This is a genomic window from Paenibacillus sp. MMO-58 (assembly GCF_037146255.1).
Classification (GTDB): domain Bacteria; phylum Bacillota; class Bacilli; order Paenibacillales; family Paenibacillaceae; genus Pristimantibacillus.
In genome coordinates this window covers 161,912-175,810 of record NZ_JBBCVY010000012.1, presented here as the reverse complement: position 1 = coordinate 175,810, position 13,899 = coordinate 161,912, and the positions used below count along the sequence as shown (strand labels likewise).

The 13,899-nt window shown below is 48.4% G+C and carries 8 protein-coding genes; 3 read left to right on the top strand and 5 right to left on the bottom strand.

What is annotated here, in order from left to right; translation table 11 throughout:
- From WFJ73_RS27735 to WFJ73_RS27725, 3 genes are all read right to left on the bottom strand, one after another.
- Positions 1 to 2,553 (bottom strand): beta strand repeat-containing protein (locus WFJ73_RS27735; RefSeq protein ID WP_336776170.1); only part of this gene is annotated, 2,553 nt, incomplete at its 3' end.
- 128 nt (positions 2,554 to 2,681) lie between these two features.
- Positions 2,682 to 3,812 (bottom strand): response regulator, encoded by a 1,131-nt coding sequence (locus tag WFJ73_RS27730; protein WP_336776169.1) that lies wholly within the window; start codon positions 3,810 to 3,812, stop codon positions 2,682 to 2,684.
- Positions 3,809 to 6,955, bottom strand: coding sequence for a hybrid sensor histidine kinase/response regulator (locus tag WFJ73_RS27725; protein ID WP_336776168.1), 3,147 nt, complete (start codon positions 6,953 to 6,955; stop codon positions 3,809 to 3,811). Before WFJ73_RS27725 ends, WFJ73_RS27730 begins: the two co-directional genes overlap by 4 nt.
- A 351-nt stretch (positions 6,956 to 7,306) precedes the next feature.
- On the opposite strand from WFJ73_RS27725, the gene WFJ73_RS27720 reads away from it, so the two are divergent.
- From WFJ73_RS27720 to WFJ73_RS27710, 3 genes are all read left to right on the top strand, one after another.
- The gene (locus WFJ73_RS27720) at positions 7,307 to 7,462 is read left to right on the top strand and encodes a carbon storage regulator (protein WP_336776167.1); all 156 of its coding nucleotides are present in this window, start codon (positions 7,307 to 7,309) and stop codon (positions 7,460 to 7,462) included.
- Positions 7,463 to 7,791: 329 nt separating this feature from the next.
- Positions 7,792 to 7,971 carry a carbon storage regulator gene (locus WFJ73_RS27715; protein WP_336776166.1) on the top strand — a complete coding sequence of 60 codons (180 nt, stop codon included), beginning with the start codon at positions 7,792 to 7,794 and terminating at the stop codon, positions 7,969 to 7,971.
- A 180-nt stretch (positions 7,972 to 8,151) separates the two neighbouring features.
- Complete coding sequence (locus WFJ73_RS27710) at positions 8,152 to 10,524, top strand: flagellin N-terminal helical domain-containing protein (protein ID WP_336776165.1); 2,373 nt, start codon at positions 8,152 to 8,154, stop codon at positions 10,522 to 10,524.
- Between the two features lie 188 nt (positions 10,525 to 10,712).
- Here the strand turns inward: WFJ73_RS27710 and WFJ73_RS27705 are convergent, their stop codons facing one another.
- Together WFJ73_RS27705 and WFJ73_RS27700 are read right to left on the bottom strand one after the other, a co-directional pair.
- Positions 10,713 to 11,417, bottom strand: coding sequence for a response regulator transcription factor (locus tag WFJ73_RS27705; RefSeq protein ID WP_336776164.1), 705 nt, complete (start codon positions 11,415 to 11,417; stop codon positions 10,713 to 10,715).
- A gap of 7 nt (positions 11,418 to 11,424) precedes the next feature.
- The gene (locus tag WFJ73_RS27700) at positions 11,425 to 13,572 is read right to left on the bottom strand and encodes an ATP-binding protein (protein ID WP_336776163.1); all 2,148 of its coding nucleotides are present in this window, start codon (positions 13,570 to 13,572) and stop codon (positions 11,425 to 11,427) included.
- Positions 13,573 to 13,899 lie beyond the last annotated feature (327 nt).

The window sequence follows — 13,899 nt, the reverse complement described above, 5'->3', positions numbered from 1 at the left end:
TATAACGGCTGGCGCTACCGTTACGGTAATCGTCGCGGTTCCTTTTTTACTGCTATCTACCGTTGATGTTGCCGTGACCGTATAATCTCCCGGCGCGGCATCCGATGCGACGGTCACTTTACCTGTGCCGTCTACCGCCACTTTGTTGCTGGCGTCACTACTCGTCCATGTGACGGTTGTCGCTGCGCCGCCAACTACATCTACCGTTGCCGCAAGCTGCTTGCTGCCTCCTTGCTCTACGCTTGCACTGTTCGGGCTAACGCTCACGCCTATAACGGCTGGCGCTACCGTTACGGTAATCGTCGCGGTTCCTTTTTTACTGCTATCTACCGTTGATGTTGCCGTGACCGTATAATCTCCCGGCGCGGCATCCGATGCGACCGTCACTTTACCTGTGCCGTCTACCGCCACTTTGTTGCTGGCGTCACTACTCGACCACGTAACTGTTGTCGCTACCCCGCCAACCACATCTACCGTTGCCGTAAGCTGCTTGCTGCTGCCTTGTTCCACGCTTGCACTGTTCGGGCTAACACTCACGCTGTTAACCGCCGGTGCAGTGGTGACCGTTATCGTCGCGGTTCCTTTTTTACTGCTATCTACCATTGATGTTGCCGTGATCGTATAATCTCCCGGCGCGGCATCCGATGCGACGGTCACTTTACCTGTGCCGTCCACGGTCACTTTGTTGCTGACATCACTGCTCGTCCACGAGACTGTGGTCGCTACGCCTTCAATCGCTTCGACCGTAGCGCTAAGCTGCTTGCTGCCTCCTTGCTCTACATTTGCTCTAGCCGGGCTGATACTCAAGTTGCTGATTGCCAGGGGTACAGGGTCGGATTGTACGATCGCTCCGCCTATCCCTACCGACACATAGTTGCTGTTTCCAAAAACAACACTACATAAAGCATTTGTAAATCCGCTTGTTCGGCTTGTCCAGTTCACTCCGTTGCCGGAGGTTACAATCGTTCCATTTGCCCCGACCGCCACATAAGTGCCGTTTCCGTAGGTAACGGCACTTAGCAGATTTGTAGTGCCGCTCGTGCGACCCGTCCAGTTTGCTCCGTTGCTGGAGGTTACTATCGTTCCATTGTTCCCCACAGCCACATAAGTGCCGTTTCCGTAAGTTACGCCATATAGGTAATAGGAAGTGCCTATTGATCGGCTTGACCAACTCGCACCGTCACGGGAGTTTGCCGTCACTCCCACGTCCCCAACCGCCACAAATGTGCCGTTTCCATAGGTGATGCTCCTCAGAGGAGTATTCACAGGGCCGCTAGCTCCATTCGTCCAATTCTCTCCGTCGGTGGAAGTCACAATCGTCCGATTGTAGCCCACTGCCACATACTTGCCCGCTCCGTAGGTAACGCCAGTCAGAGCAACCGTAGCGCCGCTCGATCGACTCGTCCAGCTTACTCCGTCTTGGGAAGTCAATACTTTTCCAACGTCTCCCACTGCCACATATATGCCGTTTTCGTAGATGACGCTATATAGGTGATTCGTAATACCGCTTGTTTGGCTGGTCCAGCTTACTCCGTCGCTAGAGGTTAGTATCATTCCACTTGCCCCAACCGCTACATAAATACCATTTCCGAAGGTGACGCCATATAGTTGATTTGTTGTGCCGTACATCCGGTTAGTCCAGTTCACTCCATTGCTTGAGGTCAAAATCGTTCCGTTTGTCCCTACCGCTACAAACATGCCGTTTCCATACACTGCGCCCTTCAAATCGTATGTTGTACCACTCGTTTGGCTCGTCCAGCTCGTTGCGTTGCTAGACGTTACAATCGTTCCATTGTTCCCCACCGCCACATACATGCTGTTTCCGTAGGTGACGCCGTTTAGAGAGTTCGTAGTATTACTCGCTCGGCTCGTCCAAGTCAATACATTTGTAGAGGTATACAGTATTCCAGCGTCCCCTACCACCACATACCCGCTGTTTCCATAGACAGCGTTATATAGATAGATCGCAGCACCGAGCGTTGTATTCGCCCAAGTTGTTCCGTTGTTGGAATTCAATATCCTTCCACCCGAACCTACCGCTACATACTTGTTGTTTCCGAAGGTAATCCCTTCCAGAAGACTCGAAGCGTTGCTTGTTCGGCTCGTCCAATTTATCCCGTCGGTGGAGGTCACAATCGTAGTGTTGTATCCTATCGCCACAAATGTGTTGTTTCCATAGGTGACGCCAGTTAGATGATTCGTAGTATTGCTTGTTTGGTTCGCCCAGCTTACTCCATCGCTGGAGGTTAGAATGGCTCCGCTTAACCCAACCGCCACAAACTTGCCATTTCCATAAGCAACGCCAAATAGTTGACCCGTAATGCCGCTTGTTTGGTTAGTCCATTTGACTCCGTCTCGCGAGGTTACAATCGTTCCATAAGTCCCAACCGCCACGTATGTGCCATTTCCATAGGTAACATCGACTAGTTCATTACCCGTAGGCAATGGACTCCGAATATTCCACCCGTCAATAGAATCTGCAAAAGCATATTGGGGAAGATTGGCCGCCACTAACAATAATACGATGACTAGCGATATCCAACGTTTAATCATTGCTTCTTTTCACTCGCCTTCATGCTGATGTCCAATACTAGGACATTATAACTAGAGCGATGTTGCAAAATTGTTGCAAAATAAAAAGGAACCTGCTTCAAACCGCAGGTTCCTTACTCCAATAGGTATCAATCCGTTAAGCCGCGTAGCAAAGCGGTAAGCGTCTCGCCCGGCAAGGCTCCCAGCTCGTTGCTGATCAACTCCGCGTATTTTTCATAGTAGGCAGCTGCGCTTTGGGAACCGCCGATGCGATGGTGCAGCTTCAGTGCTGCTTCCCGAAGCGATTCGTCATAAGGGTTATGTTCGACCAGCAGATCGGCCAGCCGCAGCGCCTTGAACGGCTCTGCTTCGGCTTTCTCGTAATAGGTGAGCAGCTTTTTCCCTAGATGCAGAAAATACTGGCGATACTGCTTGCGGTATGGCTCGCACCAGACGCTGTCGAACTCTTGCAGGAACGGTCGGCTGCAGCGCTGTACAAGCTGCTCGACATGGGGCAGATTATCATGGCCCGGCTCGAAGGCTTCCAGCACAAAAAGCTCCAGTTCAGCCGCATCCACATCCGGTGCTTCATCGGACAAAACCAGCCTATAGCCGTTCCTTACAGAAGCTAGAGTCATTCCCGAGCCGCAATCGCGTAACGTCTTGTTGATCCTGCTGACCGTGCTCCGAAGGTTGATGCCTGCCTTCTCCTCATTCAGAGCCGGCCAGAGCGCCTCGAACAATTCCCATTTGCTGACTTCCTTCTCCATCGTCTGGAGAAGCATATAGGCAAGCAGCTCCGCGCATTTGGAAGTTACCCAGCGAACTGGATCCGAACCATCATCCAAACGCAGCGCGAACTTGCCGAACAGCTCAGCGATAACCTTCCGTTGTCCGCCGCTGCCGACTTCTGCGCGATGCTGCCGTCTATTCTCAATCCGTTCCAGCGAGCGCTGCAATTCCTCTTCCATCACCGGCTTCAGTAAATAGTCGAGCGCATTCACCCGGAACGCGTCGACAGCATATTGATTATAGGCGGTAATGAAAACGACCTCCATGTCGAGCTTGTCCTCATAAACCTGCTGTGCAATCTCAAGACCGCTCAACTCCGGCATTTCAATATCCAGAAACAGTACATCGGGTTGCAGCGCTTTGGCCATTCCAAGCGCCTCGTGAGGATTCGCGCAGCATCCCAGCACCTTTACGCCAGCATTCACCAGCATTCTGTCTATTTGCTCCGCAACCAGCCACTCGTCGTCTACGACTATGGCTCTCATCATCCCGCTTCGCTCCCCTCTCCGTCAGGTTCAACCGCTTCCGTTCGAAATGGAATTCTAAAATCAACGTTTGTACCTTTATCCTGAAGACTCTCGATCCGCAAGCCTTGCCCGAATTCATTCATCAGCCGTTTATGCACGTTGATCAGGCCGATGCTTCCGCCCATCCGCTCTGTCTTGAAAATTCGATCCACCTGATCCGGATTCATGCCGACCCCATCGTCCTGAACAGAAATCTGCAAGCCATGCTGATCGAGCCTTGCCCGAATGACCACCGTGCCTCCTGACAGTCGTTTCATTACGCCATGGCGAATGGCATTTTCAACCAGGGGCTGCAAGATCAGCGCCGGAACCAACGCCTCCGTTGGATCACCTACGTCCCATTCCACATGGAGGCGTTCTCCGAAACGGGCCTGCTCCAGCTCCACATAGGATTTGGTTAGAGACAGCTCCCGTATCAGACTTACTTTGGCATGACGGGGGTCCAGATCAAAGCTGAGCCTCAAATAGTTGCTGAATTCTCCCAGCAGCTTGCCTGCCCGCGCGCCATCGCTGTAGCATAACGATATAATGCCGCTTAACGCGTTATAGACAAAATGCGGCTTGATCTGCGATTGCAGAAACAGCGTCTCCATGCGGATAGCCTGCTCGACGGCTTCCTTCATTTTCAGCAACGTTTGTACCCTAGCCAGCAGCTCCTTGCCATTGAACGGCTTCACCAGAAAATCATTAGCTCCCGCTTCGAATCCCATCGCGATATCAGCCGGCGAATTGCGCACCGTCAACAGCAACACGGGCAGTTGGTAGAGAGGGTTGTCCTCCCGAATAAGCCTGCACACTTCATAGCCTGAAAGCCCGGGCATCATTACGTCGAGCAGAACAAGCGACAGTTCGCCGCGATGCTGCTTAATCAGCTTGAGCGCGTCCGCTCCATTGTAAGCCACAAGAACGTGATAGCGACTTGAAGAAAACAACTCCTGCAGCACCTTAATGTTGGAAGAATCGTCGTCCACCAGCAAAATCTTCACCTCGCCGGATCTTCCTTCCTTATAAGGCGGTTTCTTTTCCTGCGTGGGCGAACTTGTCACAGGCAACAGCGTAGGCTCAAGGCCGGTAGCGGCTTCTGCCCGGGCTGCTTCAAGTTCCCTTTGCATTCCTGCAGCCTCCGGCAGACGCAGCTCGAACACGGTCCCTCTTGCCGGCTCCGACCACTGCAGCTCCAGATCGCCGCCCATCTGAACCGCTAGCGCCTTCGATATTTTCAGACCCAATCCGGAAGATTGAAACGCCGAAACTGCCGGCTCCGCTTCTGCTTTGTACAAATCAACTTTGAAAAGCTCCCGCTGCCGTTCCTTGCTCATCCCTGCCCCGGTGTCGGCAAACGTTAGACGAAGCCAGCCCTCTCGCGATTCTGCGGCCACGGCTACGCTCCCCCGTTCCGTATATTTAAACGCATTGCCTACCAGATTCACGAGAATCTGTTTCAAACGATTTTCATCTGTGAACAGATAGAAGGTTCCCGGAGGAACCTCATTAATCAGCTGTATCTGATCGTTTCTGCGCAAAAATTTCAGCGCTTCGAGCGTAGCCTGCACCGTTCCGCTGACATCGAAGAACCGGTTGTGGAACTTTAAGCTTCCTTGCTGCAAGCTCTGAAAATCGATAATATCGTTCACCAGCGTAGACAGTCGGGTCGCCTGGGCTATAATAAAGTCGATATTCTCGCGATGCCGCTGCGCCAACTCTTTTCCGCTCTGGTCGATCACTACCTGTGCCAGATTTATAATGCCGTGCAGCGGCGTCTTGAACTCATGGGACGTATGAATGAGAAACTCGTCCTTCTGGCGATCGTACGCAATCAGCTGCTCGGCCAATCGCTCGTTTCGCAAGTAAGCATCGCGAGCCCGGTCCGACATGAGGAACGATTGCGATAGAACAAGAAGCAGCGGCGTTACGATCATATAATACGGGTTGTCCAGCGCTAACTGATAGCGTGTCTGGGCATATACCCAACTAATGATAAGGAAAAATAAACCCATTAAAATATAGTAAACTTGAAAACCGCCATTCCGATAACGGAAAATCCAGCGAATAACGAAAGCGAAAACGGTGATATGCAGAGTAATCCCTAGCCAAAGAATATAAACTAAATATTCGTTCGGAATTCCCACCAACAAGGCCAGAGATACATAATAAAACCGGCTCAGCCACTTATATTCCAAGCCTCTCTTATAGCCCAGGTACAAATAGACATAGAGGGCAAACGAGAAGATGGAGACATAGGGCAAGACAAAGAGCATCTTCTGCAATAACAAGAAGGAGATCCCGGGAAACAAGGTCGCCACGACGATTTCGTTGTCAAAGCTGAAGAATAACCCTAATGACAAGCAGAACAAGCTGAAGTAAGCGAGATAAGGATCCTTTTCCCATTGCTTGAACATACCTGCGAAGTAAATCCCGAATACCAGCAGCGTGGTGATGACAATCATATCCGCCAATCGAGCATTATCGCGCCTTGCCAATACATCTTCCGTAAACCCGAATTCGGGCGCTTGCACCAATCCGCCTTCCAGATAGCGGTAGCTGGCGATTTGAATGATGATGTCTATGGAGTCGGTGTCCGCTTTAATGGTACCGAAAAACGGAAGATTGCTAGGTACAAATCCAGCTGCGGACAAATCGGGTTTTCCGGTGCCGCCGAGGTCCGTTCCGTTCATGTAGACATGGCTGGACAGGCGTATTTTTTTACCCCTAAGACTATAAAAATTCGGGTCGCTAACCTTTATATGCAGACGGTACGTACCCGCACCATGACCGCTGCCCGCGGAATCGGCACCTTTCCAGCCTCCAGGGACATGAACGATTCGGCGCTCCGCTTTCAGTTCTTCACCATTTATATTGAAATCCTGAGGAGTCAGCAGCTTGTTCTCATAAAACTCCCATTCTCCCCGTAACGGTACAATCCCTTGCTTTGCAAAGTCCCATTGTCTGGCGTCTAACACTCCTCCTCGCGCTTCCGGATACTGAAACGTAGGATTCACCCACCCATAGATGAATAGTGCAGTAACAACGGTGAAGACAACAATCATGCCGACTAGTACCGTTACATGTTTTCTTCCTGTGCCCGGATCTCGTTCCGTTCCCATTATCCTCACCCAATAATCTATTGTTTGTAGCTATATTCGCTAAAGTAAGACTCATGTCCTTCTTCAATCGAATTCACGTTCTTACAGCCAATTATCTATGTAATCTGTTTCTTTGGCATCCTTTATCCCGAGCGCGAACTTAAAGTTTTCTTTGAGTTTCATTAATGGGCTAATCTACCATGATAAAATACAAGGAGGAAAATCGATATAAATTATCATGCTTCAGGGGGAGAATCGACTCTTGGCGAAGTTGAAGTGAATAAGCCATCTGGCTATGTTTTAGAGTCGCGAAAGTTCTCGTAAAAGATGTTCAAATCACATAAGATCCTTCACGGTAAAGGAGTGAGTCTGATGCTGGTCGTTGGAAGAAAACCCGGACAATACATAGTGATCAACGAAAAAATTATCATAAAGGTCATTAAAAGTGAAGAAGGACACTTACGCTTGGCTATTGAAGCGCCGAAAGATATCCCCATCGTTCGCGGAGAATTGCTTGATCAAGAATAGAACAAGTATCTCGGTTTTTAATGCAAAATTTTTTTTCGTAGAAAGACTAAACATTTCAAGTAAATGGTCGATATATAAATTAATCATATATTCGATTACTCATGGACGAGTAAATACGCATGTAGTTTCAAGGAGGAACTTTTTGAAACTGATGCCTATTTATTCGTCTTTTTGCTGTTTAAATGTTGACAATTGAATAAATCATTAAATAATAGCGAGACTTAGGATGAGCAAATAAGTCGCAGTCATTCTTCAGGAGGAAGAAGGGCAGCGACCTGTTTGCTCATTTTTTTATGTCAATATAACAAGCGGGATAAGGGGATGAGCCAATGCTCGTGTTAGGGAGAAAACCCGGAGAATATGTGATGATCGACAACAACATTATGGTAAAGGTCATTAAGAGCGATGAAGGCCATTTACGCTTGGCGATTGAAGCGCCGAAGCATATTGCTATTGTTCGTGGAGAGTTATGGGAAGAAAACAATATAGCCTTAGGAACGGCAAAATAGGTCGAGGTCCCTACCACTTAAGGACGAGTGGCGAAGTCAAGGAAGATAACCGTTTGACTTACAAATCCTTGTTGTGGATTAGCGCGCAATCCATCAATGACTTGTGAGTACAAGATATACGCTTCAAAGGATGCCAACGGATAGCCATCCTTAAAACACACCACATGGAGGTAATGAGAAATGAGAATTAACCACAACATCGCAGCACAGAACACGCACCGCCAATTAGCAGGTAACACAGCAGCATCAGGCAAATCTTTAGAGAAATTATCTTCGGGTCTTCGTATCAACCGTGCGGGCGACGACGCTGCAGGTCTTGCGATTTCCGAAAAAATGCGCTCACAAATCCGCGGATTGGATCAAGCACAGCGCAATGCGCAAGATTCGATTTCCTTGATTCAGACGGCAGAAGGCGCGTTGACCGAAACGCACAGCATCCTTCAACGTATGAAAGAACTAGCAACGCAAGCTGCCAACGATACGAACACTGCCGATGATCGCGGCGAAATTCAGAAGGAAATGAACCAATTGACGGCTGAAATTAACCGTATTGGCAATACGACCGAGTTCAACACGAAAAAACTGTTAAATGGGGGCATTTCGGATAAATCCGGTGTTGTAACGATTGATAAGACAACTAGTCCTTTCAATGCGGGAACGACGACGATTTCGAATCCGGATTTAGATAAGAACAGTTCTCTGAAGGCAGGAAATTATACAATAGATGTTATAGATACTGTAACGAAATCCGCAACCCACACTGCTGATAGTGTAGTTACTAACGTTAGCGTTGGAGCAAACTCAGCTCTGAGCGGCGATTATGAAATTCGCATTGATCAAACGCAAGCGAAGAATGCATCGCTTACAACACCAGCCGGCTCTGTAACAGCCGTTTCGATTAATCCTAATTCTACTTTGGCTGATGGTGCACATGATGTAACAATTACAAGAACAGATTCTGTTGCAATCGGCGCATTCACCGGCAGCAATACAGGTCTTACGGCCAATGGTATTACGGTTACAGGCACCAACGGAGTATCTGGAATCTATAATGTAAAAACAGAAGGCGTTTTAGGTACGGTAAGCAATGGTACTGTTGGCGCAGGTGCAGCTAACGCCCTTACTTTGAGTTTGGATAATACTTCGGCACTGAATAATGGAACAGGATATCAGCTTGCTTATAAAGATGAAGGCAGCGGTATTTATAGTGTTACATTAATGGATACCGACGGCACTACGGCTTTATCAGAAAAAGTTATTCTTGATGACAACGTACAAAATTATCAATTCAAGTTAGCAGGAAGCCCAGCTACTGACTTCGGTGTGAGCTTTACAACCACTACTGGGGTTAACGGCAAATTAGCAACAGCCTCAGCAGACGGAAAATCCCAAACTTTTGACGTAAGCACTAAGGTTACATTAAGTCAAGGCGGCAACACCGTAGGTGCTGCTACTATTGTTGCAGGTGTCACTGCTGCAGATAGTGTAACGATTGGAGATTTCAAGATTGACCACGGCGTTGGTAACACAATTAGGAACGGAACGGATAGCTTTACTGTCACTAATGCGCTTACAGCATCATTGGACGGCGGACCCGCAGTAACATTTACTGCCGGCAACACAGTTACCTTTGCAGACGGAGTAAGCGTTAATACAGCTGCTGATATTACAACGTATAGCGATTCTAAAACTTACGACCTTTCCGTTGGTACGGCAGACGCTTATACTGCAACAGTCCAAAATGCCGGCGGCGGAGCTGTGGTTGGCGCGCAAACCGTTATAGTTGAGGATGGCGGCACTTATAACCTGGGTAATGGCGTAGATTTCAAGGTCGGTACACTTACTGGCCCTGCCACTCATGGATTTAACGTTACTGCCGGAACAACGACAAACGCTAAGCTGACAAACACAACAACTGGTGATACGACTACGAAATCTGCTATTGCAGCCAACTCCACGATCGATTTTGGAAATGGTCTCAAAGTAGATATTGGCGCAAAAACGAATGGTCAAGCCGTTTTTACAGTTGAAGGCAGCGTTGAGGATAGGTCCTTGTCGATGCAAGTCGGAGCAAATCAAGGTCAGTCTTTGTCCATGAATGTTGCAGACATGCGTGCAAGTGCTCTCGGACTAAGTTCTGCCGATGCATCTGCAGTCATTAAAGATAGAAGTGGAAATGTGATTGCGGGTGCTGCTTGGACAACTACGAAAGACACCAATAATGGCACTGATAATGTTAATAGTGAGTACTCCCTTGATGTTTCGGATGCAACTAAGGCTTCTGCAGCAATCAAAGTACTAGACAATTCCATTAATGCTGTATCCTCCGAACGTTCCAAATTAGGTGCATACCAAAATCGTTTGGAGCACACAATTAACAACCTTGGAGCTGCTTCTGAGAACCTTACGGCCGCTGAGTCGCGTATCCGTGATGTGGACATGGCGAAGGAAATGATGGAGTTCACGAAGAACAACATTCTTACTCAAGCAGCACAAGCTATGTTGTCTCAAGCTAACCAACAGCCGCAAGGCGTACTGCAATTGCTCCGTTAATTTTCTAAAAATATTCCATATGCAAAAACAACCTCCATCTCCACTTTATCATGTGTGGAAATGGAGGTTGTCTTGTATGAAGTCTGGAATCCGCTCTCTCATGCGAACACTTTGAGGACAATGTGGGAGACTTGTAGTATGAGTTTCGCTAGATAAGCAGCCGAATCCATTGCAGCTATCAGCCTTAACTACGTTCGAGCTTGCAACGCACTTCTTGCAACCAGCATATATCCAGCCCCCCGAATCGTAATAACTCTCTCGGGATGGGCAGGGTCAGCCTCGATTTTTTTGCGTAAATTACTGATATGTACAGCGACCGTTCTCGTATCCTCCAGACTCTCCATTCCCCAGATAAGCTGAAACAACGTATCGACACTGACGACACGATTAACATTTTGTGCCAGATAGGACAATAGGCTGAACTCTTTTTTCGATAAAAAGATGGTTTCACTACCCATGTTGACGGACTGTGCGTAGAAATCCAACGTCAAATCCGGTAACTCCAGCAGTTGTTCCCTTCTGCCCGTCGACACTCTGCGAAGATGAGCTTTGATCTTGGCCATGAGTACTCCAGGGCTGAACGGCTTGGTCACATAATCGTCACCGCCATAGGATAATGCGTTGATTTTCACTTCGTCTTCCTCACGGCTGCTCAGAAACACGATCGGCGCATTCGTGTAGCTACGTGCCTTCATGCACCAATCAATACCGTTTTCATTTGCCAACAGTACATCCAGTACAATCAAATCCGGCTGGAAAGACTCAAGCAGCTTCATGGCGTCTGTCCCAGTATGACTGTAGGAGGATATGAAACCCTCCCTCTCGCAATACACCTGAACAATCTCGCATATATGGGGATCATCATCGACGATCATTATTTTGTAAGTGTCCACCACACCGTCACCTTTCTTCATTTACAATACAAGGAAGCGATACATAGAATATCGACCCTGTCTTGCCGTCGCTCTCCGCTCGAACCGTCCCTCCATGCGCTTGTACGATTTCCCTGCAAATCGCCAGGCCGAGCCCGCTGCCCTCTACACCCTTCTCCACGCCAGGTCGATCATACCTGTAATTGCGATCGAAGATTTGCTCGAGCTGATCTGGAGGAATACCCATACCAGAATCTTGTACGCTAATTATCGCATTGCGGGTATGATTCACCTCGTCCACAGCTAGCGCAATACGCACCAGCCCCCCCCTAGTGGTGAACTTCATCGCGTTCGACACTAGATTAAACAAAGCCTGATCTAATCTTTGCGCATCCATCTCGACAATAGGCAAGTTAGGTCGTTGATCTTCCGCTTCTCCGATATCCAGCATGAAATCCAACTCCGCGTCACGCACAACCAACTCATATTGTTCAAAAAAACCACGCAAGAAATGAATCAGATGGACCGGCTCCATTCGGTACGAGACTTGTCCCGTCTCTAGATGCGACAAGAGGGACAACTCCTCGATCATGCGGTTAATCCTTATCGTGTTATCCCGGATATACTTCAGGTACTGTTCATTATGTTCCGGCTTGACCCTGTCCTGGATAGCTTCTACATACCCAAGCATGCTGGACAGCGGTAAACGCAGATCATGCGTTATATAGGCAAGGAGCTTCTTCCTCCCTTGTTCAGAGTGAAGCAACCGGTCATAGGAAGTACGGAGATCATCATGAGCTGCGGATAAGGCCTGTGTGCGTTCCTGCACGGTCCGTTCCAAATTCATGTTCATTTCGGTCAGCTTGTTGTTAGCGTCCTGCAGCTCACGTGCAATCCTCTCCTCGTTCGATGCCGCCCTCGTAAATCTCGAAGAAAGTAGAATCATCTGTGCGATCGTAAACACCAATAGACCAAGCGGAGATGTATTACCGATCTTCGACCATTCGTTGTAATATAAAAAATCGTTGATGACAGTAGCTAAAGCAACCACCGACACGAGCAGGAAGATCAGCGCCCCCTCCCTACGCCGCACAGCCGCGTAGACCAGTCCAACCATTAGATAAACCATATGAAGAACAACCATCACACCGATTATCAGTAATAATTTTGTATATATAATTGCTGGAGTCACCACAACAAGGATACAGAATGCGCCTGTTACGATCCGCGAGCCAAGAAGAAACCAACGCGACACATAATTAGGAAAGATGCATTCAGAGTACATCGTTATGATGTATCCACCGCTGCACAAAATCAGGTACTCGATCTTGAACTGCAGTTCCCATGGAACAGCTGGCCACCATTGTGTGATCAAGTGCTCGCCGACCAGCAAGGATCGGATACCGAACAACATGGTGAACAGACCAAAATACAATGTAGCCCTGTCTTTGCGTCGCAGTATGTATAACAGCAGGTGATACACGCCAATCACCAGCAGGCTTGCGGTGATGAACATTTCAGCGGCGATTTTCAGATTTGTCCTAACCGTTAACATATCACTGCCGCCCAGCTCGATATACTTGGTAATGCCGCCTCGCTTATGATGGAAGTTGGCTACTTGCATAACCAGCTCCACCCTGTCATTCTCGGGCTGGAAGAACACCAGCTTCGTTGCCAGCTGCGGTGTCACGCTGCTCTTGTCCTTACCAACTACACCGACTTCTGTCAATAGCTCGCCATTAACCCATAATTTATACGCATGAAAGATGGTAGGCAGCCGCAGAGCAAGCCGCTCATTCTTATCCTGCTCGCTAAGCTCTATGACCAACCGAAATGTTGCAAAGCCTGTACCGTTCAGCTGCTGACCATCTAACCGATAGCCTAGCCACGAGCCCGGGACGCTGATCCAGCGGTCATTATTTCCGTCCCTTGCCGAACGAATCTGTAGATTCTCAGGTGAGAGCAGCTCTTGCCAGTAGAACGCCCACTCCCCTTCTAACTTTTGCGGATTCTTACTTACATGAACCTGCGTTAAATCCAGAATGCCTTCTTTACTTTGGAACTTAGGGGAGTCCGGTACAGAGATGACGGCATAGCTTGCAATCAAACCAACAACAACGGCAGCAGCTATATAAAGCAAGATAGTACGAGAACCGAATCGGGGAATACCCCTCATTATGAAGCCGACCTCCAATATTCTAGATGAGCAATAAGTAAGTAGATTAACTAAATAATAACATCATTAAAGGAAATGTGTCCTGCAAATATCTGCGAGGCGTTGAACGCAAACATCACGATGAGGTCTTTTTTTGAACGAAAGAAAACCGTCCACTTCCGGACGGTTCATTCACGTGCAAACCTAAGTTTTAAGCAAGAAGAAGGGAAGGGGTAACGATGCAGACTTATCGATGCAGACTTATCGATGCAGATTACAGAGGTAGATTTAGACGCCGTTTTCTTACACCACATTTCCCGTGATTTGCGGGGGTAAATACGGCTCTTA

Coding starts and splice junctions, on each gene's coding strand:
- WFJ73_RS27730 (WP_336776169.1), bottom strand. CDS start 3,812: ATGATGAGAGCCATAGTCGTAGACGACGAGTGGCTGGTTGCGGAGCAA.
- WFJ73_RS27725 (WP_336776168.1), bottom strand. CDS start 6,955: ATGGGAACGGAACGAGATCCGGGCACAGGAAGAAAACATGTAACGGTA.
- WFJ73_RS27720 (WP_336776167.1), top strand. CDS start 7,307: ATGCTGGTCGTTGGAAGAAAACCCGGACAATACATAGTGATCAACGAA.
- WFJ73_RS27715 (WP_336776166.1), top strand. CDS start 7,792: ATGCTCGTGTTAGGGAGAAAACCCGGAGAATATGTGATGATCGACAAC.
- WFJ73_RS27710 (WP_336776165.1), top strand. CDS start 8,152: ATGAGAATTAACCACAACATCGCAGCACAGAACACGCACCGCCAATTA.
- WFJ73_RS27700 (WP_336776163.1), bottom strand. CDS start 13,572: ATGAGGGGTATTCCCCGATTCGGTTCTCGTACTATCTTGCTTTATATA.